This window comes from Devosia sp. Leaf64, assembly GCF_001421945.1.
GTDB lineage: Bacteria > Pseudomonadota > Alphaproteobacteria > Rhizobiales > Devosiaceae > Devosia.
The window spans coordinates 76,038-100,450 of record NZ_LMLO01000004.1 but is presented as its reverse complement, the minus strand read 5'-3'; the positions used below and the strand labels follow the sequence as shown (position 1 = coordinate 100,450).

At 61.7% G+C, this 24,413-nt stretch carries 26 protein-coding genes, 1 tRNA gene and 1 pseudogene; 13 read left to right on the top strand and 15 right to left on the bottom strand.

What is annotated here, in order from left to right:
* Positions 1–69: 69 nt before the first annotated feature.
* Together ASE94_RS20820 and ASE94_RS21415 are read left to right on the top strand one after the other, a co-directional pair.
* Positions 70–621 carry a hypothetical protein gene (locus tag ASE94_RS20820; protein WP_156351775.1) on the top strand — a complete coding sequence of 184 codons (552 nt, stop codon included), beginning with the start codon at positions 70–72 and terminating at the stop codon, positions 619–621.
* An 804-nt stretch (positions 622–1,425) separates the two neighbouring features.
* Positions 1,426–1,839: pseudogene (locus ASE94_RS21415) on the top strand (cell wall hydrolase); the annotation flags it as partial.
* A 4-nt stretch (positions 1,840–1,843) separates the two neighbouring features.
* Here ASE94_RS21415 and ASE94_RS02420 read toward each other — a convergent pair.
* From ASE94_RS02420 to ASE94_RS02410, 3 genes are all read right to left on the bottom strand, one after another.
* Positions 1,844–2,305: a hypothetical protein gene (locus tag ASE94_RS02420; protein WP_062629061.1), complete on the bottom strand. Its 462-nt coding sequence runs from the start codon at positions 2,303–2,305 to the stop codon at positions 1,844–1,846.
* Positions 2,306–2,418: 113 nt separating this feature from the next.
* Positions 2,419–3,036 carry an HD family hydrolase gene (locus ASE94_RS02415; protein WP_062629060.1) on the bottom strand — a complete coding sequence of 206 codons (618 nt, stop codon included), beginning with the start codon at positions 3,034–3,036 and terminating at the stop codon, positions 2,419–2,421.
* 144 nt (positions 3,037–3,180) lie between these two features.
* Positions 3,181–4,008 carry a folate-binding protein YgfZ gene (locus ASE94_RS02410; protein WP_062629059.1) on the bottom strand — a complete coding sequence of 276 codons (828 nt, stop codon included), beginning with the start codon at positions 4,006–4,008 and terminating at the stop codon, positions 3,181–3,183.
* Positions 4,009–4,078: 70 nt separating this feature from the next.
* Here ASE94_RS02410 and ASE94_RS02405 point away from each other — a divergent pair, with 70 nt between their 5' ends.
* Positions 4,079–5,407 (top strand): dihydroorotase, encoded by a 1,329-nt coding sequence (locus tag ASE94_RS02405; RefSeq protein WP_062629099.1) that lies wholly within the window; start codon positions 4,079–4,081, stop codon positions 5,405–5,407.
* Positions 5,408–5,532: 125 nt separating this feature from the next.
* On the opposite strand, the gene ASE94_RS02400 is transcribed toward ASE94_RS02405, so the two are convergent.
* A complete protein-coding gene (locus tag ASE94_RS02400; RefSeq protein ID WP_062629058.1) occupies positions 5,533–6,558 on the bottom strand; it encodes a hypothetical protein in 1,026 nt (341 codons plus the stop codon).
* Between the two features lie 187 nt (positions 6,559–6,745).
* On the opposite strand from ASE94_RS02400, the gene ASE94_RS02395 reads away from it, so the two are divergent.
* The 3 genes from ASE94_RS02395 to ASE94_RS02385 are packed head-to-tail and all read left to right on the top strand — an operon-like array spanning position 6,746 to position 9,949.
* A complete protein-coding gene (locus ASE94_RS02395; RefSeq protein ID WP_082460807.1) occupies positions 6,746–7,195 on the top strand; it encodes a MarR family transcriptional regulator in 450 nt (149 codons plus the stop codon).
* Between the two features lie 4 nt (positions 7,196–7,199).
* Positions 7,200–8,339: an HlyD family secretion protein gene (locus tag ASE94_RS02390; protein WP_061907873.1), complete on the top strand. Its 1,140-nt coding sequence runs from the start codon at positions 7,200–7,202 to the stop codon at positions 8,337–8,339.
* Between the two features lie 47 nt (positions 8,340–8,386).
* The gene (locus tag ASE94_RS02385) at positions 8,387–9,949 is read left to right on the top strand and encodes a DHA2 family efflux MFS transporter permease subunit (RefSeq protein ID WP_062629057.1); all 1,563 of its coding nucleotides are present in this window, start codon (positions 8,387–8,389) and stop codon (positions 9,947–9,949) included.
* A gap of 143 nt (positions 9,950–10,092) precedes the next feature.
* On the opposite strand, the gene ASE94_RS02380 is transcribed toward ASE94_RS02385, so the two are convergent.
* The 3 genes from ASE94_RS02380 to ASE94_RS02370 all read right to left on the bottom strand — a co-directional run bounded on the left by ASE94_RS02380 (position 10,093) and on the right by ASE94_RS02370 (position 11,429).
* Positions 10,093–10,371: a hypothetical protein gene (locus tag ASE94_RS02380; protein WP_200913565.1), complete on the bottom strand. Its 279-nt coding sequence runs from the start codon at positions 10,369–10,371 to the stop codon at positions 10,093–10,095.
* A 95-nt stretch (positions 10,372–10,466) separates the two neighbouring features.
* The gene (locus tag ASE94_RS02375) at positions 10,467–11,018 is read right to left on the bottom strand and encodes a TIGR02301 family protein (protein ID WP_082460804.1); all 552 of its coding nucleotides are present in this window, start codon (positions 11,016–11,018) and stop codon (positions 10,467–10,469) included.
* Between the two features lie 9 nt (positions 11,019–11,027).
* The gene (locus tag ASE94_RS02370; protein ID WP_052951827.1) at positions 11,028–11,429 is read right to left on the bottom strand and encodes an NUDIX domain-containing protein; all 402 of its coding nucleotides are present in this window, start codon (positions 11,427–11,429) and stop codon (positions 11,028–11,030) included.
* A 64-nt stretch (positions 11,430–11,493) separates the two neighbouring features.
* On the opposite strand from ASE94_RS02370, the gene ASE94_RS02365 reads away from it, so the two are divergent.
* Positions 11,494–12,237, top strand: a complete 744-nt coding sequence (locus ASE94_RS02365; RefSeq protein WP_061907877.1) for an SOS response-associated peptidase — start codon at positions 11,494–11,496, stop codon at positions 12,235–12,237.
* 133 nt (positions 12,238–12,370) lie between these two features.
* On the opposite strand, the gene ASE94_RS02360 is transcribed toward ASE94_RS02365, so the two are convergent.
* On the bottom strand, positions 12,371–12,928 hold the full coding sequence (locus ASE94_RS02360) for a hemerythrin domain-containing protein (protein ID WP_062629055.1): 558 nt from the start codon (positions 12,926–12,928) through the stop codon (positions 12,371–12,373).
* Between the two features lie 114 nt (positions 12,929–13,042).
* Here ASE94_RS02360 and ASE94_RS02355 point away from each other — a divergent pair, with 114 nt between their 5' ends.
* Both ASE94_RS02355 and ASE94_RS02350 read left to right on the top strand, forming a co-directional pair.
* Positions 13,043–13,333: a type II toxin-antitoxin system prevent-host-death family antitoxin gene (locus tag ASE94_RS02355; RefSeq protein WP_062629098.1), complete on the top strand. Its 291-nt coding sequence runs from the start codon at positions 13,043–13,045 to the stop codon at positions 13,331–13,333.
* Entirely contained in the window at positions 13,311–13,700 is a 390-nt protein-coding gene (locus tag ASE94_RS02350; protein ID WP_244483925.1) for a type II toxin-antitoxin system VapC family toxin, read from the top strand. The genes ASE94_RS02355 and ASE94_RS02350 overlap by 23 nt, the downstream gene beginning before the upstream one ends.
* 8 nt (positions 13,701–13,708) lie before the next feature.
* On the opposite strand, the gene ASE94_RS02345 is transcribed toward ASE94_RS02350, so the two are convergent.
* Positions 13,709–15,136 (bottom strand): FAD-binding oxidoreductase, encoded by a 1,428-nt coding sequence (locus ASE94_RS02345; RefSeq protein WP_062629054.1) that lies wholly within the window; start codon positions 15,134–15,136, stop codon positions 13,709–13,711.
* Between the two features lie 243 nt (positions 15,137–15,379).
* Here ASE94_RS02345 and ASE94_RS02340 point away from each other — a divergent pair, with 243 nt between their 5' ends.
* Both ASE94_RS02340 and aroC read left to right on the top strand, forming a co-directional pair.
* Positions 15,380–16,021, top strand: a complete 642-nt coding sequence (locus ASE94_RS02340; RefSeq protein WP_162236031.1) for a histidine phosphatase family protein — start codon at positions 15,380–15,382, stop codon at positions 16,019–16,021.
* 62 nt (positions 16,022–16,083) lie between these two features.
* On the top strand, positions 16,084–17,199 hold the full coding sequence (aroC, locus tag ASE94_RS02335) for a chorismate synthase (RefSeq protein ID WP_062629052.1): 1,116 nt from the start codon (positions 16,084–16,086) through the stop codon (positions 17,197–17,199).
* A gap of 32 nt (positions 17,200–17,231) precedes the next feature.
* Here aroC and ASE94_RS02330 read toward each other — a convergent pair whose 3' ends face one another.
* Entirely contained in the window at positions 17,232–18,140 is a 909-nt protein-coding gene (locus ASE94_RS02330) for an MBL fold metallo-hydrolase (RefSeq protein ID WP_062629051.1), read from the bottom strand.
* A gap of 89 nt (positions 18,141–18,229) precedes the next feature.
* Between ASE94_RS02330 and ASE94_RS02325 the strand changes: the two genes are divergently transcribed.
* Positions 18,230–18,844 (top strand): biotin transporter BioY, encoded by a 615-nt coding sequence (locus ASE94_RS02325; protein ID WP_062629050.1) that lies wholly within the window; start codon positions 18,230–18,232, stop codon positions 18,842–18,844.
* Between the two features lie 47 nt (positions 18,845–18,891).
* On the opposite strand, the gene ASE94_RS02320 is transcribed toward ASE94_RS02325, so the two are convergent.
* Positions 18,892–19,947 (bottom strand): DNA topoisomerase IB, encoded by a 1,056-nt coding sequence (locus ASE94_RS02320; protein WP_244483924.1) that lies wholly within the window; start codon positions 19,945–19,947, stop codon positions 18,892–18,894.
* A 119-nt stretch (positions 19,948–20,066) separates the two neighbouring features.
* On the opposite strand from ASE94_RS02320, the gene ASE94_RS02315 reads away from it, so the two are divergent.
* The gene (locus tag ASE94_RS02315) at positions 20,067–20,402 is read left to right on the top strand and encodes a hypothetical protein (protein WP_156351773.1); all 336 of its coding nucleotides are present in this window, start codon (positions 20,067–20,069) and stop codon (positions 20,400–20,402) included.
* A gap of 87 nt (positions 20,403–20,489) precedes the next feature.
* Here the strand turns inward: ASE94_RS02315 and ASE94_RS02310 are convergent.
* The 4 genes from ASE94_RS02310 to ASE94_RS02295 all read right to left on the bottom strand — a co-directional run bounded on the left by ASE94_RS02310 (position 20,490) and on the right by ASE94_RS02295 (position 24,242).
* A tRNA-Pro gene (locus tag ASE94_RS02310) sits at positions 20,490–20,566 on the bottom strand.
* A gap of 85 nt (positions 20,567–20,651) precedes the next feature.
* Positions 20,652–21,647: a GDP-L-fucose synthase gene (locus ASE94_RS02305; protein ID WP_062629096.1), complete on the bottom strand. Its 996-nt coding sequence runs from the start codon at positions 21,645–21,647 to the stop codon at positions 20,652–20,654.
* 7 nt (positions 21,648–21,654) lie between these two features.
* Positions 21,655–22,782: a GDP-mannose 4,6-dehydratase gene (gene gmd / locus ASE94_RS02300; protein ID WP_062629047.1), complete on the bottom strand. Its 1,128-nt coding sequence runs from the start codon at positions 22,780–22,782 to the stop codon at positions 21,655–21,657.
* A 149-nt stretch (positions 22,783–22,931) separates the two neighbouring features.
* Entirely contained in the window at positions 22,932–24,242 is a 1,311-nt protein-coding gene (locus ASE94_RS02295) for an MFS transporter (RefSeq protein WP_062629046.1), read from the bottom strand.
* Between the last annotated feature and the right edge of the window lie 171 nt (positions 24,243–24,413).

Below are 24,413 nucleotides of genomic sequence, written 5' to 3'. Positions count from 1 at the left end.
TCACATTCGACGCTTTTGCCCCAATATGTTGGCAGAGAAGAACGAAAAGAAGAATGGGGAGGGCTGCCGGTGAATAGTGTGCAGTGGTCGACACTTGCGGTTTTGGGTTCACTGGCCTTCACGGGGACGGCTTCCGCCCAATCGGGAAATCAATGCTCGTCCATATTGGCAGACGGCGAACGCCTCGCTTGTTATGACAGTGTGTTTCGAAACGGTCCGAGTGAAGCCGCGCGGAGCGTTACTTTTAACTCCGAACAGCTTATTCCCGCTCGCCCAAGCGGCCGCATGCCGGCGACGATGACGATATCGTGTGAGGCGGGAAATCTGACGATCGCCTTTGCTTACGCGGGCAATACTATGTCGGCACTGGGTCGCGATGCGGGGCTGACGACGCAGGTGGATCTGCAGGCGGCGCGCAGCCGCACGCTCAATGTCAATCGGACCAATACTGCGGTCGTGATCGATAACACCTCGGATTCATTGGCTTTTCTGGATTCACTGCAAGGTTCGAACAACCTGACGACACGCGTGACGCCGGCGAATTCGCGCTCGCTTTCTGTGCGCTTCAGCCTTGCCGGCGTGCTCGAACAGGTCGAGCCGGTGCGGGCCGCCTGTAGCTAAAAACTCAGACAAAAGCGGCGATCATATTCCTGCCGCGCTTTGACCCTTTGCACGCCCTCTTGGGAATTTACTCCGCGCTAACCTTAATAAGAGATCATCACAACTATCGGCATTTTAGCGTCACCTTTGCCGAGCTTAGTTCGTGTTGCGTAGCGTTGAGTAGAGTTTATGGCCCATCCACACCGGCCGGTCGTGCGTTCGCACGCGGCTAGAGCGGTTCGCCGGAGTTTTCCAGTCGCCAAGACCTTGGCGCTGGGACTGTTTGCCTCCGTCGCCTACATGGGCTTTGCGGGAGGCGCCTTCGGCCCGTCTTCCGATCTGCCTGACCAGACCAAGCCCGAGCTGGCTCTCGCGAGCCTAAGCTATACTGGCGCCGAGCCCGTCATCACCGGCTCCGTCGACAACCTTTTCAAATCCATCAGCTTTACCGGGCCGAACCGGTCGGAAAAGACCGATCGCTATCGTCCGCCGGTCGATGTTGCGGCCTTTTCCAAGAATTTCGAGCAGGCGCGCATGCAGATTGCAGCGCTGCGCGACGAAAACGTCGATCCCAATGCGCTCGGCCAGTCGCGCGTTGCCGCGCTCGAAAACCAGCCGGAAGAAACGGGGCCGCGCATGTCCGTGGCTTCGATCGATCCGGCAACGGCAGCGGCACTCGATGCCATCGCCGGTATCGCGCCGCAGACGGCATCGCTTGGTCCCGTGGGCCCAATGATGCCTGCCGTGGCTTCCGAACAACTGGCCTATGCCCGTGCCAATGCCCCGGTGACCGGGGCTTTTTCGACCATGGCCCCTGTTGAAGTGTCCGACCGGGAGAAGTGGTGCCTTGCCACCGCGATCTACTTCGAAGCGCGTGGCGAAAGCTATCGCGGTCAGGTGGCCGTGGCGCAGGTGGTGATGAACCGCGTGAAGGATCATCGCTACCCGAGCACGATTTGTGGTGTGGTGTTCCAGAACCAGGACAAGCGCAATGCCTGCCAGTTCTCGTTTGCCTGCGACGGCATTCCAGAGGTCATCAGCGAGCGCGAGCCCTGGGTTCAGGCTGAAGATATCGCCAACCGTTTCCTCGCCGGTGAGCTTTACCTGACTGAAGTCGGCACCGCGACGCATTACCATGCGACCTATGTGAGCCCCAAATGGGCACCGCGCATGGAGAAGGTCACCCAGATCGGGTTGCACGTCTTCTACAAGTTCAAGCGCGGTTGGCTCTTCGGCTAAAAGCCTAGCAATAATAGAAGCTTGGCGTTGAAATGCAGGTCGAGGTGCGGGTCTGGCCGCGGTGGGTCTTATAGGTCGTCACGGACACATAGGAATTGCCATTATAGGTCCGCATCCGGTTCCAATGGCCATTGTTCCAGTTTGAAAAGCTGAATTGATTCAATGCGTTATCGCGTTCGTTGACGCCTGGATACTGCACATGTGGCGAAGCGATGCCATCATCCGAATAGGTGCCGGTCGCGGTCTTGGTGATGGTGACGTTGCTCAGGCGACCGCCTTCGATCTTCTTGACAGTGACGGTGCTGACCGGATCGGTCGAGACCCAATCGTCATAGGTCACGCCTTGGTCGTCGCCGAAACGGACGAGATTGTCGCCGTCAAAACCGTCTGCGAAAGCGGGGATAGAAACGGCAAAAAGACTGCTGGCGAGTAGGCCGAAGATGGCGCGACGGGTCGGCAGATGCATTTGATGCGTCCCATTCTGATCCAGTGCTGGTGCACGTGCTTAACGGATCAGTAACCATCGCGATGCGGGCGTGCCAAACCTTTCCTCAGCCCTTGGTTAATTCTGCCACGGTTTCAGGCGGCGGGAATAAGTGTGGCTATGGTCTCGAAACTGGCGATGAAACGATCATGCGCCTGGCGGGTCGGCCAGGGCTGGATCAGGCGATCGAACTGCTCGATCTCGAAGGCGGCAACGCCCGGCTCACCGAAGAATTTCGTGGCTTCGCCGGGCTCGAAACCGGCAAGCGTGGTGGCCTCGAAATAGGCGGCTTCCTGATCGGCCTTTTTCATCTGCTTCTTGAGCGCAGTGGATACCGTGGCGGGAAGGGAAAAGCGGAGGTAAATTGCGGACATCAAACGGTTTTCGACGTCCTTGTAATTGCCGCCCATGGCCGTCTTGAAGGGCGAGATGATGTCGCCCATGACATATTCGGGCGCGTCGTGAAGGAGCGTTTGGAGGAGGGCCGCGGATGAGGCGTCCGGATTGGCGGCGCGGAAAAGCTCGAGGACGAGAACCGAGTGCTGCGCGACGGAAAAGGGATAGTCACCAATGGTTTGGCCATTCCAGCGCGCGACGCGGGCAAGGCCATGGGCGATGTCGGAAAGCTCCACATCCATGGGCGAGGGATCGAGAATATCGAGGCGGCGACCGGACAGCATGCGCTGCCAGGCTCGGGTGCTTGTACGGGCCATCTGGGTCTAATTCGTTAGCATCACGGTATCGTCGAGACTAACAGATGGCGTCGATTCGATAAGGTTTGGTTAGTCGGGGATTGGCGACCGGCGATACCCCCACCTAGCCTCCCCCTGGTAGGGGGGGACGCATCGGGGATGCCGTTAGTCTTCGGACGGGACCGAATCGCCGAATTGGTAGGTGGCCCAGGCGGGGAGAGATAGTTCGACGGTTTTTCCTTCGACGGTCGCGGCGGAGGGGTCGGTGATGCGATCGAGGCGCAGGATGGCGACGGCTTTGCCGTCGACGACCTGGCCGATGGTGCCGGCGTCACGGCCATTGGCGATGACGGGGGTGCCGGCGGGGGCATCGACGCCGGAGACGATGACGGGGCGGCGGCGGGCGGTGCCGCGGTGCTTCATGCGCGAGACGACTTCCTGGCCGACATAGCAGCCCTTGGCGAAGTCGATGCCGTCGAGAATGTCGAGGCCGATATCGTGGGCGAAGGCATCGTTGGCGGGGAAGTCATTGCCCTGGTGGAGGATACCGGTGGCGATGCGGGCGGTGTGGTAGGCGGTGTCGTCGGTTGACCAGTCGGTCGTGGCTTCGACCGGGGCGATCACCCGGAAGCCAAGGGCGACGGGGCCCCGGCGGTCATCATGGGCACGGTGACCGGCTTCGCTGGTAAAACCCATCCGGTGGGTTTCGCGGAGATCATCTATCTCGACCTTGGCGCGAAGCCGGTACATGCGCATGCGCTTATAAAAATCGTCGGCGACGGATTGATGGACGTCGAGCCAGATGGCTTCGTCGGCGTGGGTCGCGAGGCCTTCAGCGAGAATCTTGCCTTGTGGGGAGAGCAGGGCCCAGAGGCTGGCTGGCTCCGCGTCTTCGATGGGCATGAAGCCAGTGACCACATCGTTGATCAGCCGATGCGCGTCAGGGCCCGAAAAACGGAAGACGGCACGGTCGCTGCGCAGATGAATGGTCATGGAATGCCTTGCCTCGCGGAGTTTTCCTCCGCTAAACCAGCCCGGAACCGAACCCGCGGAGGCCTCAGACATGGCGCAGTACGATACGATTTTCAAGAACGCGACTGTGGTCAACCATGACGGCGAGGGGCAGGCCGATATCGCGGTCAAGGGCGGGAAGATCGTTGCGCTCGGGACCGTGACGGGTGAAGCGGCCGAAGTGGTCGATTGCAAAGGACTGCATATCCTGCCGGGCGTTATCGACACGCAAGTGCATTTTCGCGAGCCGGGGCTGACGCATAAGGAAGATCTGGAAACGGGATCGCTTGGCGCGGTGATGGGTGGGGTGACCGGCGTTTTCGAAATGCCGAACACCAATCCGCTGACGACGACGCGCGAGACGTTTGAGGCAAAGATCGCGGCGGGTACGAACCGCATGCATTGCGATTTCGCGTTCTATATCGGCGGGACGCACGAAAATGTCGGCGAACTGGCCACGCTCGAAAAACTGCCGGGGTGTGCGGGCGTAAAAGTGTTCATGGGATCGTCGACCGGCTCGCTGCTGGTGCAGGACGATGCCGGGGTCGAGGCGATTTTGCGGACGATTTCGCGCCGGGCGGCTTTCCACTCTGAAGACGAATATATGCTCGAAGAGCGCAAGCATCTGCGCGTGGCGGGCGATCCCTCGAGCCATCCGGTCTGGCGCTCGCCGGAAGTCGCAATGAGCTGCACGACGCGGCTCGTGAACCTGGCGCGCAAAACCGGCAAGCGCATCCATGTGCTGCACATCTCGACCAAGGAGGAGATGGTCTATCTCGCCGACCATAAGGATGTAGCCTCGGTCGAGGTGACGCCGCACCATTTGACGCTGGATGAGACGGCGTACACCCGGCTTGGCACCTATGCGCAGATGAACCCACCGGTGCGCGATAGGCATCATCGCGAGGGCATCTGGAAGGGCGTCGGCAATGGCGTGGCGGATATTCTCGGGTCCGACCATGCGCCGCATAAGCGCGAGGAAAAGGACCATGCTTATCCGGAAAGCCATTCGGGGATGACGGGGGTGCAGACGCTGGTGCCGACCATGCTCGACCATGTGAATGCGGGGAAACTGAGCCTGCAGCGGTTTGTCGACATGACGAGCCATGGGCCGAACCGGCTGTTCGGGATTGCCGGCAAGGGGCGGATCGCGGTGGGCTATGATGCGGATTTGACGGTGGTCGATCTGAAGCGGCGCGAGACGATCACCAATGCGTGGATCAAGAGCCGCGCGGGCTGGACGCCTTATGATGGGGTGACGGTGACGGGTTGGCCGGTGGGCACGGTGGTGCGCGGGCACAAGGTGATGTGGCAGGGGGAGCTGGTGACGCCGAGCCAGGGGCAGCCGATGCGGTTTTTGGAATCGCTGCCGCAGGGGTAAGGCAAAAAAAGAAAGGCCCCCTCACCCGAATTGCTTTGCAGTTCGACCTCTCCCCCAGAGGGAGAGGTGTCGCTCCGCGACTTTGGTGGAGCCGCAGAGCGGTGGGTGAAGGGGCCTTTTTCGCGTTACTCCGCCGCCGGCACCTTGATCCGAAGGATATCGTTGGTTTCCGGGCCGAAATTATAGCGGTCGGTCAGGATCGTGTCGGCGCTTTCCCAGACCAGAGAGCCGAAATAATCGATGGTCGGCAGGATGAGGAGCGTCTTGCCGGTATCGTAGTCCCAAACGGCGAGGGCGCTGGCGGTTTTGCCCCAGCGTTCGGGGCAGGAGAATTCGGCGGCGACTTGTTTGCCGAAGGGGCTGAAGGAAATTTGGCTGCTGGCATAGGTGCAGCCATCGCGAAGGGTCAGGCCATAGAGGGTGCCCGCGTAGGCGGGATCATCGACGGAGCCGATGCGGATGCCTGTGACGGCGCTATCGCGAAGCTGATCGATCTTTTGGGCATAGGTTCGGCCATCCGGGCTGAGGGCGGTCTCGATACCATGGCTATAAAGGCCTGCCGTATCGGCGATATTAGCCGGGACCGGATCTTCAGTGTTTAACGCGATCGGCCAGCCTTCGGCATGGTTGGCGTCGGGCAGGCCGGTCGGGTCTGTCCCCATATCCGTCAAAAGCCAGCCGCTTTTGTCAAAGGCCACATAGCGTGGAAACCAGCGATCGACTGTGCGCAGGATTTTGCCACCGTCGCGGCTGATGACATGGGTCTTGTTGTGAATGAAGGAGAGCGCGACCGTCTGGCCATCGGGGCTGACGGCCATGTTGGTGACGCTGGCTTCGGGTTGTAGGTCGTTGACGAGCGTCGAGTGAATGGCCTCGCCGGATCTTGCGTCGATTTCCACGAGAGCGAGCGGGTCGGAGCTGTTGTCTTCGCCGGGGAGACTGGCAACCAGAATATTGCCGTTCGGCAACAGCCCGAGGGGACCGACATTGCGCGCGTCGAAATGCGCGACCTTCTGGCAGGCGCCATGATTAAACATCAGTCCAAGGGTTTCGCAGGGCCAGAACCAGCCCGCGCCCCAGGCATAGATGCCGCCGCTGACGGCCGCGATTGCGGCGACGCTGACCAGGCTTTCGACGAATCCCCACCGCATGCATGTCTCCTTGCGCCTCAACGCTTTGGATTGCGGCAAAGGCGGATTTTTTTATGGCGGGGCGATAGCGGACTTTCTTAACCCTCACGCAGGATTGCACGGCGCGCATTGCTCCATGACAAAGAACGCCGCTTTCATTTAGTAAGAAGGCATATTATATGCACGCTTACTAAAGCGGGTATGCCTGATGAAAAGTATGGAGACAGCGCCGATTTTTTACCTGATCCACGAGGTGTTCCGGGCCTTCCGCCGGCAGCTCGAGGAGCAGACGCGCGGCAATGACCTGACGCTGCCGCAATGGCGCACGGTGACCAAGCTCGGGCGCGAAAACGGCATGTCGCAGGTGGCGCTGGCATCTGCCCTCGATACCGACCCGATGACCATGAGCAGTATTTTGAAGCGCCTGACCGAACGCGAACTGGTGCAGCGCGAGCCGGACCCGCAGGACGGACGCGCCAAGATCGTGACGCTGACCCCGGAAGGCCGGGCACTGTTCTCCCAGGTCGAGGGGATGGGCGTCGAACTCTACAAGACGGCCATTGCCGGCATGGCGCCGACCGAGACCGCGGCCCTGATCGAAGGGCTTGCCAGAATTCGCGATAATCTGAGCGGCGGCGACGCCGAGACCAAGGACTGACCCGATGAACGCCCACGCAAAAGAACCAAAGCCCGGCGAAGCCACCCCTGTTGCTGCCAACGAGGTCACGCCTCCACTGCCACCAACCGAACCTGCCAAGAAGAAGCGCCGGCCAGGCCGGCTGCTGCTGATGGTCAGCGTGCCCGTGCTGCTGGTGGCGGCGGGTGGTTATTTCTACCTGACGGGCGGACGGTTTGAAGAAACCGACAATGCCTATGTGCAGCAGGCCAAGGTTGCCCTTTCGGCCGATGTCGCTGGGCGCATCACCGAAGTGGATGTGGCCGAGAACGTGATGGTGCATGCCGGGGACGAGATCTTTGCGATCGATCCCGAGCCCTACCAGATCGCGCTCGAACAGGCCAATGCGGCGCTGGGCACGGCGCGCGTCAATGTGGAACAGCTCAAGGTGGCCTATGCGACGGCGACCAAGGCGCTGAACGCGGCCAATCAGGTTCTGGCCATTCAGCAGTCTAAGTTCGACCGGCAGGATACGCTGGTGACCCAGGGCATTGCCTCGACGGCAACGCTCGATGATCCGAAACTTGCCCTGCAGCAGGCGCAGAATGCGGTTTCGACGGCGCAGCAGCAGGTGGATAATGCGGCGGCAGCGCTCGGCGGCAATGCCGATATCGATACCGATGCGCATCCGGCGGTGAAGACTGCGCTGGCGGCAGTGAGCCTTGCGGAACGGAACCTGAGCAAGACCAAGGTTGTGGCCGTGACCGATGGCGTCATCAGCCAGGTGGCGAGCCTCAATGTCGGGCAGTTCGTCGCCGCAGGCACGACCATTGCGAGCCTCGTCGAGACCAAGGCGAGCTGGGTGGAAGCCAATTTCAAGGAAACCCAGCTTGCCGGCATTCGCGTCGGCATGAAGGCGGAAGTGGCGGTCGACGCCATTCCCGGCAAGCCGATCGAAGGCACGGTAACCAGTATCGGCGCGGCGACGGGCTCGGAATTTTCGCTGATCCCGGCGCAGAACGCGACCGGCAATTGGGTCAAGGTGACCCAGCGCATTCCCGTGCGCATCGATTTTGGCGACGCTGTGCCGGCTGATCTGCTGCGCTCGGGCATGAGCGCGGTGGTCAGTGTCGATACCGGCGCCAATACGCTTGAGCGCATGACGGGCGAAGCAAAGCCCCTCTGATGTGACGGGCCCACGGGCCCGCCTCCATTTCTCCCGAGGAGGCCAAGATGGCCGAAGCGATTTCCCAGCCCGCACTTGTCGTTAAGAACAAGGGCATGCTCACCCTGGCGCTGATGCTGGGCACCATCATGCAGGTGCTCGACACCACGATCGCCAATGTGGCGCTGCCGCATATGTCGTCTTCGCTCGGCGCCTCGCAGAACGAAATCACCTGGGTTCTTACCTCCTATATCGTGGCGGCCGCCATTGCGACGCCACTGACGGGCTGGATGAGCGACCGGCTGGGGCAGCGGCGGCTGTTTCTGTTCGCGGTTATCGGATTCACCGTCGCTTCGGCGCTTTGCGGCATCGCCTCGAGCCTGCCGGAAATGGTGATTTTCCGCGTGCTGCAGGGCATTTGCGGCGCCATGATCGCGCCTTTGGCCCAGACCGTGCTGCTCAACATCAATCCCAAGGAGCGCATCGGCCAGGCCATGGCCATCTATGGCATGGGCATCATGGTCGCGCCGATCATCGGGCCGTCGCTGGGCGGCTGGCTGACCGAGACATTCGACTGGCGCTGGGTTTTCCTCGTCAACGTGCCGGTGGGCGCGGTGTGCGTCGCCATGCTGCTGCTCTTCATGCCGCAGACCGAAATCAAGAACCGGCGCTTTGACTTTTTCGGCTTCGGCATGCTGGCGCTCGGCGTCGGCGCGCTGCAATTGATGCTCGATCGTGGCGCCGAGAACGACTGGTTCCAATCGATCGAGACCTGGATCGAACTCGGGCTCGTCATCACCGGCATCTGGGTGTTTCTCGTACACTCGCTGACAGCCAAGCAGCCGTTTGTTGATCTAAAAATGTTCAAGGATTTCAACTTCTCGCTCGCTTCGATCCTGATGGGCGTGATGGGGATCACCTTGTTTTCGGGGCTCGCGCTGCTGCCGCCCATGCTGCAGAACCTGATGGGTTATTCGGTGATTTTCACCGGGCTGCTGATGGCGCCGCGCGGTGCGGCAACGCTGGTGGCGATGATGATCGTGGGGCGCACGAGCGGCAAGGTCGACCCGCGGATCGTCTTGCTGATCGGCGCTTTGCTGATGAGCTACTCGCTTTACCTGATGACCGGCTTCAGCCCCGACATGGACTACTGGCCCGTGATCATCACGGGGGCGCTGCAGGGCTTTGGCATGGGCTTTTTGTTCGTACCGCTCTCGACCATGGCCTTTGCCACCATTGCGCCGAGCGTGCGCGCCGATGCGACGGCCATGTTTGCGCTGGTGCGCAATATGGGGCAGGGAATCGGTATCTCGTTGGTGTCGGTCGTGCTCTCGAGCATGATGCAGGTGAACCATGCAGAGCTCGCCGAGCGGCTGACAGTCGACTCCATGGCCGTGCAGACGCAGATGCCGGGGCTGATTGCGGGCAATGGGCAGATCATCGCGGTGATCAACGGGCTCGTGCAGAAGCAATCGGCTATGCTCGCCTATCTCGACGATTTCTGGCTGATGCTGATCCTGAGCCTGGCGTCCATCCCGCTCATCCTCTTGCTGCGGGGCGCAAAGAAGAGCGCCAAGCCCAAGACCAAGGAAGAGCTGGCGATCGAGCGGGCGCACGCTATGGCGGAGTAGGGGGCTTCCAAGCTCACGACGTCATTCCCGCGAAAGCGGGAAGCTCGTGCCTAGAAAATGAGATCCCCGCTTTCGCGGGGATGACGCGGTGGGCGTGAGTGAGGCCGCGCTTGCCTAGGCTTTTCGGCAATCCAAGCCAAAAATTACTGGAGAATGCGCTCGAGGTTGTATTCGCCGGTGCGGATGCGGTCGGGGAGCTGGGCCACGAGGTCGGCCGTGGCTTCGTCGCCATGCATGCGCACGAAGGTGGCGAGGGCTGCAAAGAGCGAGGCGTGAGCGAGGGAGGCGGGTTCGAGACCATCTTCCTCGGCGCTGTTCCAGGCCTCGGCCAGATATTCGAGGGCGATCTGGCGCTCGACCTGACCCTGCTCGAAGGGGCCCTGGCCGGAAGCCGGCGCAAAAATGGATTTGGTGGTGCTCATAAGGGGTTCCGTAGCACGCACCCCGTCCGATGGCGCGGCAGAAGTAAGCCGAAGGTTAACGCGGAGTAGGCAATTGCAGGCTTTCGCCGCCCTGCCTATTCGGCAAAACGCGTATGAATGCTGCGGGCCAATTGCTGGGCTTCGACCATCAGCCGCGACAGCGCCTCGCGCGAGGCCGGCGTGCAATGGCGGTGGAGGCGGGAAAAGCCCGTATAGCCGGAATTAAACGCACCGGCGAGGCGCTGGCGGCGGTCTTCATCGGGCTCATCGAGAGAGATCAATTCGGACATCTGGGCGCGCCAATCCTCGCTGCCGGCTTCGCAGAGCGGCTGAAGGTAATAAAGGCTGCCCATGACCTCGGCGAGGCGCTCCATCTGGCGCTGATAGGGCGGATCGACGGCGAGGGTTGGGGTCGTGAGGGTTAGGGCGAGGAGGAGGGGTAGGATTTTCTTGAAGATCGTGCTTGCCGCTCCACCCCCACCCTCCTCCCCCATCAAGGGGGAGGTGTCACCGAATTCGCTATGGCGAATTCGGTCGGACTGGTGGGTGGGGCGAAATGCTGCCCAGAACTGGATCGGCACCTCCCCTTTTATGGGGGAGGTTGGGAGGGGGTGCCGGCGCATGCGTTGGGCTACTTGACGGATCATGCCCGCCTCTTACCAGTTCTGGCCCAAAATTTTAAAACACTCTTTGATCACGTCATCGAGGCGCGAGGTGGTGCGCAGGGCGAGCAGCATGCCCGGGTCGGCCCATTTGTGATCGAGGATTTCGCTCGAGGGTTTGACCGTGCCGACATAATCGGTGGTGGTGAAGACGGCGAGGCGATAGGTGCCGTCGCGACCCAGTTCCTGGGTCATGACGTGGCGCGGATTGCGGACGGTGAGGCCAAGCTCTTCCTGCACCTCGCGGATGGCGCATTGCTCGATGGTTTCGTTGACCTCAAGGCGGCCGCCCGGAAAAGTCCACAGGTTCTGGTAAGGCGGCAGGGCGCGCTTGATGAGCAGGATTTTGCCGTGGCGTACGATGCCGACGCTGGCGGCATTGGGGAGAGCGGTCATGGCCCGAGCAGTTTGCGATTCGTCTGCAATGACATTACCTCGTGAGAAGTAAAGGAGACACGCCATGTGCGGACGCTATGCGGCGACTTTGCCGCCCGAAATGATGGTCGAGCTCTTCAAGATCTTGAAAGAGCTGCCCATGGTGCCGCGCTACAATATTGCGCCGACCCAGCCCATCGCCGCCATCTGGGAAGAGGGCGGGCAGCGCGAGGGACATTTTGCGCGCTGGGGGCTCGTGCCGCGCTGGGTGAAGGACCCGCGCGAATTCCCGCTGCTGGTCAATGCGCGGGCCGAGACCATGCGGGAAAAGGCGGCGTTTCGCGATCCGCTCAAGCACGGGCGCTGCATCGTGCCGGCGAGCGGTTATTATGAATGGCATACGGGGCCAGACAAGAAAAAGCGGCCCTATTACATCACTCGCGCCGACGGGCAGCCGATGGCGCTGGCGGGGCTTTATGCGACCTGGAGCGGGCCGGAGGGCGAAGAGATCGACAGCGTTGCGACCATTACCGTCGCGGCCAATGCGCAGCTTTCGGCGATCCATGATCGCATGCCGGCAATATTGATGGATGAGCGGCAGATCGATGATTGGCTCAATGTGCGCGAAGTGCGCGCGGAGGAAGCGGCGCAGATGGCGCTGCCGCTCGAAGATGGGGTCCTGAAATTCCATCCTGTGTCGACGCGGGTCAATTCGGCGCGGGACGATGATCCAGGGCTGATCGAGGAAGTGACGGAGGAAAAGCCGGAGCCGGTGGCTGTGAAGCCTAAGAAGGTTGCCGGCGGTGGTGGGCAGATGGATTTGTTTTGAGGTCCCCTCTCATCCGTCTCGCCCCTTGGGCGAGCCACCTTCTCCCCGAGAGGGAGAAGAATAAAAGAGGGGCACCATTCCTCTCCCACTTGGGGAGAGGGTGGATCGCGCGAAGCGCGAGACGGGTGAGGGGCTACATAATCTCAAAATATCCCAGCGCATCGCCCATGGCCTCTTCTTCCCAGCCGAGGTGGGAGAGGAGTACGCGTTCGAGGGCGTGATAGATGTCGCGGGCGTCGGTGAAGCGCGTTTCGCTTGGTTCGGTGGCGAGCGCGTTGAGGGCCTCGACAAGACGCTCGAGCAATTCGTGGACGACGACATGTTCCGCAGCCAGCCGATCGGCGATGGCCTTGAAGGCAGGGCCTTGTTGGGCGAGCACGGGAAAGAGGTGCTGATCCTCGATCGTGTGGTGGGTGTCGACAATGCCGCAATGCTGGCCGCAAAGATTGCCGAAGCGCCGATAGTTGGCGACCATGGCCATGTCGCTGGTTTCGGCAGCGATTTCGGCCGGGCTTACCTGTCGCGCATTGGCCCGCTCGATCAGCTTGCCGAGGGTTTTCATATTGTCGCGCAGATGATCGTGGATCATGCGCAGGTGGTGACCGGCCTGACGCTGACGATTGGTCAGATTGGGCAGTGTAGGCACGGGCGGACGCGTGGCGTCGTCGAGAAAATTGATGTTGAGGAGCATAACCGAAAGATGGGGCGCTCTGGCACGAGGAGCAAGAAGGCACAAGGGAGTGACCGACTTGTAAAAATGTGTGGGCAGGCTTACCTTAGCCAAGCTTAGCTAAGGGTGATGGCAATGACGATGGTCAATATGCTGGAGGCCAAGACGCAGCTGTCCAAGCTCGTCGAGGCAGTGGAAAGCGGCGCGGAAGCCGAGATCATCATTGCGCGCAATGGCAAGCCGGCGGCGCGGATCGTGCCGATTGTGGAGATGCGGCAGCCTATCCAGTTTGGCTTGGCCGAAGGCAAGTATGACCCGATCGACTGGGATGACTGGGATCGGCAAAGCGTCGAAATCGCCAAGATTATGGCAGAGGGCGAAATCTTCCCGCCGGCTAACGGCGATGATGATGCGTCTGCTGCTTGATACGCATGTGGCAATCTGGGTCGTTATGGACCCAAAGAAAATTCCCCAGCATATTCGTCGGCTGATGAGCCGGCCCGACAGTGAAGTGCTGGTTTCAGTTGTTTCCCTTTGGGAAATTGCCATCAAGTTCAGCAGGCGCGGCCACATGCCCTTTTCGGGAGAAATCGCGAGGCACGAATTTGAAGCTGCCGGTCTTCAATTGTTGAACGTCTCCGCTGAGCATGCCGTCGCCGTGGACGGCCTCGCTATGGCCCATGGTGACCCATTCGACCGGCTTATCCTTGCTCAAGCCCTCTCTGAGGGCATTCGCTTGTTGACACATGATGCGGCGCTCGCCGGGTATAGCGACTCCATCATCACCTGGTGATCTACAATTTATGACGGCTCAGAGCCGAGCATCTTCCCAGGATTGAGAATCCCGTTGGGATCGAGGGCCGTCTTGATCGAGCGCATCATCTCGAGCGCGACGGGGTCTTTGACCTGCTTCAACAGATCGACTTTGAGCTGGCCGATGCCGTGTTCGGCGGAGACCGAGCCGCCGAGTTTGAGGACCGTGTCGTAGATGACCTCGTGCACAGCCTCGTCATATTGCGCCATGAAGGCTTTGGAGTCGGCGCCGGCGGGTTGGGAGAAATTGAAGTGGATGTTGCCATCGCCCATATGGCCGAAGGGCACGGGGCGGATGCCAGGAGAGACGCGTGCCGCCGCGGCGGAGCCCTCGGCGATGAGGGCGGGGACGGCAGCGATCGGCACGGAGACGTCGTGCTTGATGGAGGCGCCTTCCTTGGATTGGCACTCGCTCATCTGCTCACGAAAGGTCCACATGCGGGTGCGTTCGGCAAGGGACTCGGCGAGTGTCGCGTCAGTGATGAGATCGCGCTCGAAGGCGTTTTCGAGGGCAGATTGCAGGGCGCCGGGTTCGGTGCCGGCCATGCGGGTCACCTCAATCAGCGCATACCAAGGCGAGGGGCTGGCGGTGGGATCGGCGTCGAGCATGCCGTGGCGGAGTTGGAAATCGAGACCGATCTGGGGGATGAGTTCGAAGGCATTGAGGCGACCGCCGAGACGCTGGCGCATAAGCTGGAAGAGGGTCAGCGCGGCATCGGGCGAGGCGACGTTGACGAGGGCGGTTTCGTGGTCCTCGGGCAGCGGGAAGATTTTGAGAGTTGCGGCCGTGATGATGCCGAGGGTGCCCTCTGCGCCGACGAGCAGGTCCTTGAGATCGTACCCGGTATTGTCCTTTTTGAGGGCATTGAGGCCCTGATAGAGACGGCCATCGGCGAGGACGGCTTCGACGCCCATGGTCAATTCGCGGGCATTGCCATAGGCGAGGACATTGACGCCGCCGGCATTGGAAGAGAGGACGCCGCCGATGCGGGCCGAGCCTTGCGAGGCGAGCCAGAGCGGGAACATGGCGCCCTGAGCTTCGGCGGCTTTGTGGGCGTTTTCGAGGATGACGCCGGATTCTGCGGTCATCACGCCGGCGGCGGTATCGAGCGCGCGGATGCGATCGAAGCGGGCGAGAGATACGATGACCTCGCTGCCTAGGAGCGGTACCTGGGCGCCGACGAGGCCGGTATTGCCGCCCTGGGGGATGATGCCGACGCGGTTTTCGTTAGCCCAGCGAAGAAGGGCTTGGAGGGCGGGAACATCGGGTGGCGTGACGACGGCAGCAGCGGGCTTATGGAAACGCTTGCGCGGTTCCTTGAGATAGGCGTCCATTTTTTGCGCGTCGGTGATGACTGCATCGTGCCCCAGAATGGTGGAGAGACCGCTGGCGATTTCGCTTTGTGACAGGGACATGGGGCCTCCGGAACGGCGCGTAGGATGGGTGATCTCATCTGCCACAGGCAGACGCCGGATGCCAGAAAGACGTGGCGGGCATGGCACATTCCCGTTTCTGTCTCTGGCATCATGAGGCAAATCGGGTACGGTACCGCCGGGTTCGGGATTTCGCGTGAAGAGCGGTTTCGGCCTGGGACGGGCGAATGGGCGTTCGTTTCGACTCTAGTCCAAGGTCGCGCCGCTTTTGGCGCGTTTATGCGCATGACCACCCCCGACTGGCCCGATTTCTACTTTGCCCGGCACGGCGAAACCGACTGGAACCGCGAACGCCGATATCAGGGCAGCATGGACATTCCGCTCAATCGGGTCGGGCAGCTGCAGGCCGATGCCAATGGCGTGTTGTTGCGGCAATTGCTCAAGCAGGATGGCGTCGATCCCGCTTCGCTCAACTGGTTTGCCTCGCCGCTGAGCAGGGCGTCGGAAACCATGGACCGCATGCGGGCGGCCTTTGATGTTGAATTGCCGCCGGTGATTCATGATCCGCGGCTGATCGAGATTTCATTCGGCGATTTCGAGGGCATGTTGCACGCGGAAGTAGCGCAGAAATATGCGGCTTTGTCGCCCGGTGAGCGCGACGAGAGCTATTGGGCGTTCCGGCCGAATGGCGGCGAGAACTATGATGACGTTTCGGCGCGACTTGTCGATTTCGCGCATGATCTGACCCATCAAGCCGTCGTCGTTGCGCATGGCGGCGTGTTGCGCGTCTTGCGGCATCTGGTCGAAGGTGCGCCGCGCGGGGATGTGCTGAATTGGCCGCCGCCGCAGGGTGTCATCGCGCATTTTGCCAAGGGCCGGATGACGCTGCATGCGGCAGAGAATAGCTGGGATTCCGCTTCTGCTTGAGCATGGCGATTGACCTCAGGGGGTGGGCTTTCTAGAAAGCCCACAACCCAAGGGGCTGCGCCATGTCTTTCAATACGTTCGGGCATCTTTTCCGTTTCACCACCTGGGGCGAGAGCCATGGGCCGGCGCTGGGCGTGGTGGTGGACGGGGTGCCGCCGGGCATTTTGCTGACGCCGGAGATCATTCAGCGCGATCTCGATCGGCGGAAGCCGGGGCAGAGCAAATATACGACGCAGCGGCGCGAGGATGACGCGGTCAAGATCCTGTCGGGCGTGTTCGAGGACGAGCGCACCGATGGTCCGCGGACGACGGGGACACCGATTTCGCTCTTGATCGAGAATACGGACCAGCGATCCAAGGATTATTCCGATATCCGCGACAAGTATCGTCCGGGCCATGCCGATTTCACCTATGACCAGAAGTACGGCATCCGCGACTATCGCGGTGGTGGGCGCACTTCCGCGCGCGAGACGGCGGCGCGTGTGGCGGCCGGCGCGGTGGCGCGGCAGGTGTTGCAGGGCGTGACGATCCGCGCGAGCCTTGTGCAGGTTGGGCCGCACAAGATCGACTACAAGAACTTTGATTGGGACCAGGTGGGGGAAAACCCGTTTTTCTGCGCCGATGCCAAGGCGGCGGAATTTTGGGCGGATTATCTTGATGGCATCCGTCGGGATGGCAACTCCGTAGGGGCAGTGATCGAGGTAGTGGCCGAGGGCGTGCCGGCAGGCTGGGGCGCGCCGGTCTATGGCAAGCTGAGCGCGGACCTGGCCTCGGCGATGATGAGCATCAATGCGGTCAAGGCCGTCGAGATCGGTGATGGATTTGGTGCCGCGGCGCTGACGGGGGTCGAAAACGCCGACCAGATGCGGGCAGGACCCGACAGGCCGTATTTCCTCTCAAATCATGCCGGCGGAATCTTGGGTGGGATTTCCAATGGCGATCCGGTCGTGTGCCGCTTTGCGGTGAAGCCGACGTCGTCGATCATTACGCCGCGGCAGACGGTGACCTCGGCCAATGAGGATGCCGATATCATCACCAAAGGGCGGCATGATCCCTGTGTGGGTATTCGCGCCGTGCCGGTGGGTGAGGCGATGATGGCGCTGGTGCTGGCAGATCATATGTTGCGGCATCGCGGGCAGACCGGGCGCGAGGGGGCTGTGGGTTTCCAGCGGAACTGACACCTCTCCCCGTGGGGATAGGTGAAGAGGGCTTAGGCCAAAGCCAACCGGATCCCCAAAAGTCCGCGTTTCACTTTCAGCGCGCCGCGTTGTTCCAGATATTCAACATGCGCCGCCATGGTCATCCGGGCGGCCATGCGGATTTTTGCGGGCTGGGTTGGGTAGATTACTTTCACCACCGCGCCGAGAGTCTTCGCGCCGTTGCCGACGGCGGCGAGCAGTTGGTCGTTGCGCATTTGCCGGTGCCCTTTGAGCGCCTCAGCATGGGCTCGGCCGTCCTCAATCGGGCCACCGTGGGCAGGGTGAAAATGCCGATAGGGCAGGGCGATGACTTTGTCGAGGGAGGCGAAGTAATCGGCCATGGAGCCGTCGGGGACCGAGACAAGGGTAGAATTCCAGCCCATGACGTGATCGCCGGATAAGAGAATATCGGGGAGGCCGAAGGCGAGGTGGTTGGCGCAGTGGCCGGGGGTGGTGTGGACGGTCAGTGTCAGGTCGCCGGCGGTGATGGTCTCGCCATCGGTAAGGGTTCGGTCGGGCATGAGATCCCAATCGCAGGAGGTCTTGATCGGGTTGCGCTCGAAGCGGCGAAGGGGACGCGAGAGGCGGTGGGGGCCGCCGAACCAGAGCGGGGCCTTGTAGCGCGCCGCAACTTTTGCAGCGGCGGCGCTGTGGTCGCGATGGGTGTGGGTCAGGAGAATGGCCGAGACCTCGCGGTCGGCGATGGCGCGGTGGAGCGATTCGAGATGGGCGGTGTCGTCAGGCCCTGGATCGAGAATGGCGACGCGATTGGTGCCGAGGAGAAAGCTATTGGTGCCGGTAAAAGTATAGGGCGACGCATTGGGCGCTGTTATGCGCGTGAGGCCGGGCGCGAGCGCGATGCCGGCGCCGACCTTAGGCGAGAACTGCGTATCGAATGTGGGAGGAGCTTGGGGAGCCATTGCGCCTGGTATCGTGACAGAATAGAACGGGGGTACCGAACACGGACGGTTGATCGACCCGGCCGTGCTCTCAGCTAGAAAGGTATGAAATGGCCGTCACTTTGACCACGCCCAATACGCTGCTCGGTGCATTCCAGCCCAAGTCCAATGCAGCCAAGCTGGCGACCAATCTCACGACTGTCGTGCTCGGCACGCTTCTGATCACCCTTGCCGCCAAGATCAATGTTCCGGTCTGGCCGGTTCCGGTGACCCTGCAGGGTCTTGCCATCGCCGCGCTTGCTGCCGCTTTCGGCGCGCGTATCGGCGTTGCGACCGTTGCTCTTTATCTCCTCGAAGGCGCGATGGGCCTGCCCGTTTTCGCGACCGGCGGCGGCCTGCCTTACCTGATCGGGCCCACCGGTGGCTTCCTACTCGGCTTCCTCGTGATGGCTGGCATCATCGGCTATGCCGCTGACCGCGGCGCTTCGTCCAAGCCCCTGACGCTGTTTGGCGCCATGCTGGTCGGCGAAGTTGCGCTCTTTGCCATTGGCTTTGCCTGGCTGCTGACGCTCTCGGGCAATGCCCAGTGGATCGACCAGACCAATGTCGTCGCCTCGGCCTGGGCCAAGGCGGTTCAGCCATTCATCGTCTGGGATATTCTCAAGATGGCTCTGGCTGCGCTGACCGTGACCGGCGCCTGGAACGTTTTTGGCGCCAAGCGCTAAAACGAACCGATCTAGAATTTGGGGGCTGGCCTTCGAGCCGGCCCTTTTTATTTGTCCGCCGAGAGGCGCTTGAGGAAGGCGAGGGTGCCGAGCTCCTCCTCGTCGAACCATTCGATCGGTCGCAGGCGCTTTTCGGGCAGCAGTTTTCCCTCTTCCCAATGCTCGAAGACTGCCGGGTGAATATAGCTCGAGCGACAGACGGCGCGGGTATTGCCGAGCTTGCCGGCGACCTGATCGATCACGCCGGTGACGAACCGTTTCTGTCCAGCCTTGGTTTCGGGAACTTCTGTGCCGCAGAGAAGGCCATAGGCGCGGACAGTCGCCGCCCAAGTGCGGAAGTGCTTTGAGGAAAAGCCTTCGCCGGCATGTTCTGCGATATAGTCGTTGATGTCGCGCGAGCTGATGGCGTGAAAGCCGTTTTCGTCCTCATATTTGAAGAGATGCTGGCCCGGCAGATCCTGCATGGATTTGACGAGGCGGGACATGCGGCGGTCGACGAGCTGCAGGTTCCAGTCCTTGCCCGACTTGCCCTTGAAGCGGAAATTGATGGCCTGGCCACTGATATCGACGTGCTTGCGGCGCAGCGTCGTCAGCCCAAAGCTTTTATTGTCGCGCGCGTAAGCGGGATTGCCGACGCGAATAAGGCTATTATCGAGGAGCCAGACGACAGAGGCAGCGACCCGATCGCGGCCAAGGCTGCGCCGACGCAGATCCGCATCGACCTGGGCCCGGAGGTTTGGGAGGACTTGGGCGAAGGCGAGGAGGCGGCCGAACTTGTTGCCCGATCGGTGGGCGGTCCAATCGGCGTGATAGCGATATTGCTTGCGGCCGCGCTCGTCGCGACCGGTGGCCTGAATGTGGCCATTGGCCTCGGCGCAAATCCAGACATCGGTCCAGGCGGGCGGGATGACGAGGGCCTCGATCATTTTCCGCTGCTGCGGCGTTGGGGCTTCGCCGTCTGCATCGACATAAGAAAAGCCTTTGCCGCGGCGGAGACGCGTCCAGCCCGGATCGCAATCGGAAGAAAAACAAAGGCCGGGCGGTGGCGCCGCAACGATCTCATCGGCCCGCATTCTGTCCCAAACTGGTCCCTGGCTGCGCATCGTGGTCTCCATCGTCCGTCGCCAGAAATGCGGCGGCGCGGTTGCGAGTTCCTTGTTTCACATGCGAAGGCGAGGAACGAAAAAGTGTGCTCGCACGTCTTTGGCAGAGCGAGGTGAAGATGAGCGCATATCGAAAAATTGGCGTGGGCGAAGATGCCGGTGACGCCGTGACGGTCGGGATCGAGGAAAACGCCGACGGCCGGGTGGTGGCGGCGGTCTGGTGGCCATCGCGCGGCGATGTCGATGCCGATGAGGCCGATTATGACACTGTCGACGAGGCCCTCAAGGCGGCAGAGGCAGCCAAGGCCCTGCATGGATTTCCCGAAGTGGTCGTGACGCTGCAACGCGACGAACTCTGGCAGCCGCGTTGGGGCACGCTCAATGACGGTGTGGCACTCGACGATGCGGAATCGTTTGAATTGGCGCGCGCGATGGAAGCAAGCCGCGACGCCTGATGCGTCGTTGCGGCGGCTTTTGCGCACCTGAGAACTTGGAGAAAGCAAAACGGGCGCCGCCGAAAATTCGGCGACGCCCGTTGCTATTGGTCGGAGTAGAGTGATTCGAACACTCGACCCCCTGCTCCCGAAGCAGGTGCGCTACCAGGCTGCGCTATACTCCGTCAGGAATTGCATCGCTCGGGAATGCGCGGGTAAAACCCGTCGCGGCGCGATGTGGCGGCGTTATAGCCAGAGACGGGCAAGGGTTCAAGCGCTTCCCGCACGCTTTTCTTCGATATCCTTAGCGGCAGGACCGCTACGCGGCTCGACAGCAGAATGGGCGAGAAACCAGCGATAGGTCAGGGTGATGCCGGTCTCCAGATCCACGCTGGGCGACCAACCGAGTTGGCGGAGCCGGGTGCTGTCGAGAAGCTTCCGCGGCGTGCCATCGGGCTTGGACGGATCGGGTAGGATCTCGCCGGAGTAGCCGATAATCCGGGCGATCGTATGCGCCAGATTCAAGATGCTGATATCGTCGCCGAAGCCGACATTGATTGGCTCCCCACTGGAATAGGCCTTGAGGAGAAAAACGATCGCATCGGCGCAATCATCGGCATGGAGGAACTCGCGGCGGGGCGTGCCGGTGCCCCAGATGGTGATGGACGGCGCGGACGCCAGCTTGGCTTCGTGAATTTTTCGGATGAGCGCGGGGAGGACGTGGCTCAAGAGAGGATCGAAATTGTCTGCGGTGCCATAGAGGTTGGTCGGCATGGCGGCGATATAGTCGCGGCCATATTGGGCGCGGAAGGCCTGGACGAGCTTGATGCCGGCGATCTTGGCGATGGCATACCATTCGTTGGACGGCTCAAGCGGGCCCGTGAGGAGCGCATCTTCGGATATGGGCTGCGCCGCGAGGCGCGGATAGATGCAGGAGGAGCCGAGGAAGAGCAGGCGATCGACGTCATTCGAGTGGCCCGAACTGATGATGTTGGTGGCTATAAGAAGGTTGTCGGCGAGGAATTCGGCGGGCCGGGTTTGATTGGCAAGGATGCCGCCGACGGTTGCGGCCGCAATAATGATGGCGTCAGGGCGGCTGTCATGAATAAAGCGATCGACCGCTGGTTGCTGCCGAAGATCGAGCTGGGCGCGGGTCGCGGTTACGAGCGTGCAGTTTTCACGCTGGAGGCGGCGGACAAGGGCACTGCCAACGAGACCGGTATGGCCGGCGACCCAGATGCTTTTGCCGGCGAGATCGAAGTGCATGGCCTTCTCAATCTGCGAGGCTGACGGGGAGGGCGAGGCCATGCGCGCTGAGAAGGGCGTGGCGCCGCGCGGCTTGATAATCAGCCTCGACCATTTCCCGGCACATTTCGCGAGCGGTGATCAGCGGCGACCAGCCAAGCTTTTCGCGCGCCTTGCTCGCATCGCCCAGCAGCGTGTCGGTTTCGGCGGGACGGAAGTAGCGTGGATCGACGCGGAGGATGATGTCGCCCGCCCGCACTTGCGGCGCGAGGTCGCCTTCTATCGCGGCGATGACGCCGACTTCGTTTTCTCCGGAGCCGGTAAATTCGAGCGTGATCCCGAGATCGGCGGCGGCCCAGATAACGAACTCGCGCACGGAATATTGCTGGCCGGAGGCGATGACGAAATCCTCGGGCTCATCCTGCTGCAACATCATCCACTGCATGCGGACATAATCGCGGGCATGACCCCAATCGCGCAGGGCGTCGAGATTGCCGACATAGAGGCAGGGCTCGAGGCCGAGGGCGATATTGGCAAGGCCGCGGGTGATTTTACGCGTGACGAAGGTTTCGCCGCGGCGCGGGCTCTCATGATTGAAGAGAATGCCGTTACAGGCATAGAGGCCGTAGGCCTCGCGATAATTGACCGTCATCGCATAGGCATAGAGCTTGGCAACCGCATAGGGCGAGCGGGGATGGAAGGGCGTCGTTTCGCGTTGCGGGACTTCGGCGACCTTGCCGAAGAGTTCGGACGTGGAGGCCTGATAAAAACGGGTCTTCTTTTCGAAGCCGAGAAAGCGGATGGATTCAAGGAGGCGCAGCGTGCCGAGGCCATCGATATCCGAGGTGTATTCAGGCGCTTCGAAGGAGACTTTGACGTGGGACTGGGCGCCGAGATTGTAGATTTCGTCTGGCTCGACATCGCGGATGATGCGCGTGAGGCTGAGCGTATCGGAGAGATCGCCATGATGGAGGGTGAGGCCATCGGCCTGGCTGTGTTGATCGCGATAGATATGGTCAATACGCTGAGTATTGAACTGCGACGAGCGCCGCTTGATGCCGTGAACGCGATAGCCCTTATCGAGCAGGAGTTCGGCGAGATATGAGCCATCCTGGCCGGTAATGCCGGTGATCAAGGCGACTTTGTTTGAACGCATACTGAACCCTTCGCTCGGCAACACAAATTGCGCGAGAGGGCAGGTCGATGTCTTCTTGTTATTGTTTAAAGTCAGTCATGCCCCTCGCAATACAGTGAGCGGCAAATACTTTGACGTGACAATACGTAGTTTCTGAAGTCCGTGTGTCGCTAGTGCAGCGCTTGCTGGCGGGTTTCGGCATCGACGAACCAGGCTGCAACGGCGCCGAGGAGGAGAAGGGCAGCAAAGAGGGCTATGGCGAGGCTGAAACTCTGGACGAAGACGAGGCCCATGAGCGAGGGGGCGAGGAGGCCGCCGAGACGGGCCATGGCACCGGCCGCGCCCATTCCGGTGGCACGGGAGACCGTGGGGTAGAGTTCGGGCGTGAAAGCATAGAGCGCGCCCCAGGTGCCGAGGAGGGCAAAGCTCATGAGGAGAATAGCGGCGCCGAGAAGGGCACCATCCCCCGCGACGAGGAAGAGGGCGCAGCCCGCAGCGCTGAGAAAGAGGAAACCGATCAGAGTTGGCTTACGGCCCACGGCTTCGACGCCCCAGGCGGCCAGCGCATAGCCCGGGAGCTGGGCCAGGGCGACGAGGACGAGGAAGCCATAGCCGCGGACATAGCCGAAGCCGTCTTGGGCGAGACGGGCGGGCAGCCAGGTGAAGACGCCGTAGTAGGAGATCGAGACGAGGAACCAGACGGCAAGGATCGCGACCGAGCGGCGGCGGAGGTCGGGCGAGAAAATGCCCTGCTTGGGTGGCTGCGGTGGGGCGTCGATGACGGCTCCGGCGGGGAGGGCGGATTTGCCGTTGGTCGTCAGAATGGTGTCGAGAACGGACTTGAGCGCCGGTTGCTCGCCGCGGCCAAGGAGATAGAGCGGGGATTCCGGGACCCAGAGGCGAAGCCAGATGCCGATGAGGGCGGGCAGGGCCGTGACGGCGAAAATCCAGCGCCAGGAATCGATCGGCATATAGATGCTGGCGGCCCAGGCGGCGAGGGCGACTGCGACGGTGCCGACGGCCCAAAAGCCTTCGAGAATGACGAGCCAGCGGCCGCGATTTTTGGCGGGGAGAAATTCGGCCATCATCGCATAATCGACGGGCAGTGTGCCGCCGACGGCGACGCCGGTGAGGAAGCGGAAGAGGAAGAGCAGGAAGAGGTTGGGCGCGAAGACCGAGAGGAGGCCGAAGACGGCGTCGCAGGCGACGGTGATCAGCAGCACACGGCGGCGGCCGAAGCGATCGGCGAGGCGGCCGAAGAGGCTGGCGCCGATGAGCATGCCGAGGAAGAAGAGCGTGCCGATCTGGAGGGCTTGCGGGACAGAAATGTCGAAGCTTGCGCCGATCGAGGCGCTGGTGAAGCCGACGGCGAGGACCTGCATGGCGTCTGCGGCCCAGACGAGGCCAAAAATGCCGAGAAGGCGGCGCTGGAAGCGGCCGGCGCCGGCTGTATCGAGAACCTGTTCGACTGTGTAGGCCATGATCACTCCCCCGTGATGAACGGGGTTTACGCTGAAGTGGCTTGGGTGGGAAGGGTGAATGGAAGCGGGTGCAGGGATTAGAGGAAGGCCCCCTCACCCGCCGCTTCGCGTCGACATCTCCCCCAAAGGGAGAGGTGGCGGGCGCCTGACGGGTAGTGGGGTGATCGACGG

Bases quoted from the DNA above. Each gene is read 5' to 3' on its own strand.
- ASE94_RS02420 (WP_062629061.1), bottom strand. From the start codon at position 2,305: ATGCATCTGCCGACCCGTCGCGCCATCTTCGGCCTACTCGCCAGCAGT.
- ASE94_RS02415 (WP_062629060.1), bottom strand. From the start codon at position 3,036: ATGGCCCGTACAAGCACCCGAGCCTGGCAGCGCATGCTGTCCGGTCGC.
- ASE94_RS02410 (WP_062629059.1), bottom strand. From the start codon at position 4,008: ATGACCATTCATCTGCGCAGCGACCGTGCCGTCTTCCGTTTTTCGGGC.
- ASE94_RS02405 (WP_062629099.1), top strand. From the start codon at position 4,079: ATGGCGCAGTACGATACGATTTTCAAGAACGCGACTGTGGTCAACCAT.
- ASE94_RS02400 (WP_062629058.1), bottom strand. From the start codon at position 6,558: ATGCGGTGGGGATTCGTCGAAAGCCTGGTCAGCGTCGCCGCAATCGCG.
- ASE94_RS02395 (WP_082460807.1), top strand. From the start codon at position 6,746: ATGAAAAGTATGGAGACAGCGCCGATTTTTTACCTGATCCACGAGGTG.
- ASE94_RS02390 (WP_061907873.1), top strand. From the start codon at position 7,200: ATGAACGCCCACGCAAAAGAACCAAAGCCCGGCGAAGCCACCCCTGTT.
- ASE94_RS02385 (WP_062629057.1), top strand. From the start codon at position 8,387: ATGGCCGAAGCGATTTCCCAGCCCGCACTTGTCGTTAAGAACAAGGGC.
- ASE94_RS02380 (WP_200913565.1), bottom strand. From the start codon at position 10,371: ATGAGCACCACCAAATCCATTTTTGCGCCGGCTTCCGGCCAGGGCCCC.
- ASE94_RS02375 (WP_082460804.1), bottom strand. From the start codon at position 11,018: ATGATCCGTCAAGTAGCCCAACGCATGCGCCGGCACCCCCTCCCAACC.
- ASE94_RS02370 (WP_052951827.1), bottom strand. From the start codon at position 11,429: ATGACCGCTCTCCCCAATGCCGCCAGCGTCGGCATCGTACGCCACGGC.
- ASE94_RS02365 (WP_061907877.1), top strand. From the start codon at position 11,494: ATGTGCGGACGCTATGCGGCGACTTTGCCGCCCGAAATGATGGTCGAG.
- ASE94_RS02360 (WP_062629055.1), bottom strand. From the start codon at position 12,928: ATGCTCCTCAACATCAATTTTCTCGACGACGCCACGCGTCCGCCCGTG.
- ASE94_RS02355 (WP_062629098.1), top strand. From the start codon at position 13,043: ATGACGATGGTCAATATGCTGGAGGCCAAGACGCAGCTGTCCAAGCTC.
- ASE94_RS02350 (WP_244483925.1), top strand. From the start codon at position 13,311: ATGATGATGCGTCTGCTGCTTGATACGCATGTGGCAATCTGGGTCGTT.
- ASE94_RS02345 (WP_062629054.1), bottom strand. From the start codon at position 15,136: ATGTCCCTGTCACAAAGCGAAATCGCCAGCGGTCTCTCCACCATTCTG.
- ASE94_RS02340 (WP_162236031.1), top strand. From the start codon at position 15,380: ATGACCACCCCCGACTGGCCCGATTTCTACTTTGCCCGGCACGGCGAA.
- aroC (WP_062629052.1), top strand. From the start codon at position 16,084: ATGTCTTTCAATACGTTCGGGCATCTTTTCCGTTTCACCACCTGGGGC.
- ASE94_RS02330 (WP_062629051.1), bottom strand. From the start codon at position 18,140: ATGGCTCCCCAAGCTCCTCCCACATTCGATACGCAGTTCTCGCCTAAG.
- ASE94_RS02325 (WP_062629050.1), top strand. From the start codon at position 18,230: ATGGCCGTCACTTTGACCACGCCCAATACGCTGCTCGGTGCATTCCAG.
- ASE94_RS02320 (WP_244483924.1), bottom strand. From the start codon at position 19,947: ATGCGCAGCCAGGGACCAGTTTGGGACAGAATGCGGGCCGATGAGATC.
- ASE94_RS02315 (WP_156351773.1), top strand. From the start codon at position 20,067: ATGAGCGCATATCGAAAAATTGGCGTGGGCGAAGATGCCGGTGACGCC.
- ASE94_RS02305 (WP_062629096.1), bottom strand. From the start codon at position 21,647: ATGCACTTCGATCTCGCCGGCAAAAGCATCTGGGTCGCCGGCCATACC.
- gmd (WP_062629047.1), bottom strand. From the start codon at position 22,782: ATGCGTTCAAACAAAGTCGCCTTGATCACCGGCATTACCGGCCAGGAT.
- ASE94_RS02295 (WP_062629046.1), bottom strand. From the start codon at position 24,242: ATGGCCTACACAGTCGAACAGGTTCTCGATACAGCCGGCGCCGGCCGC.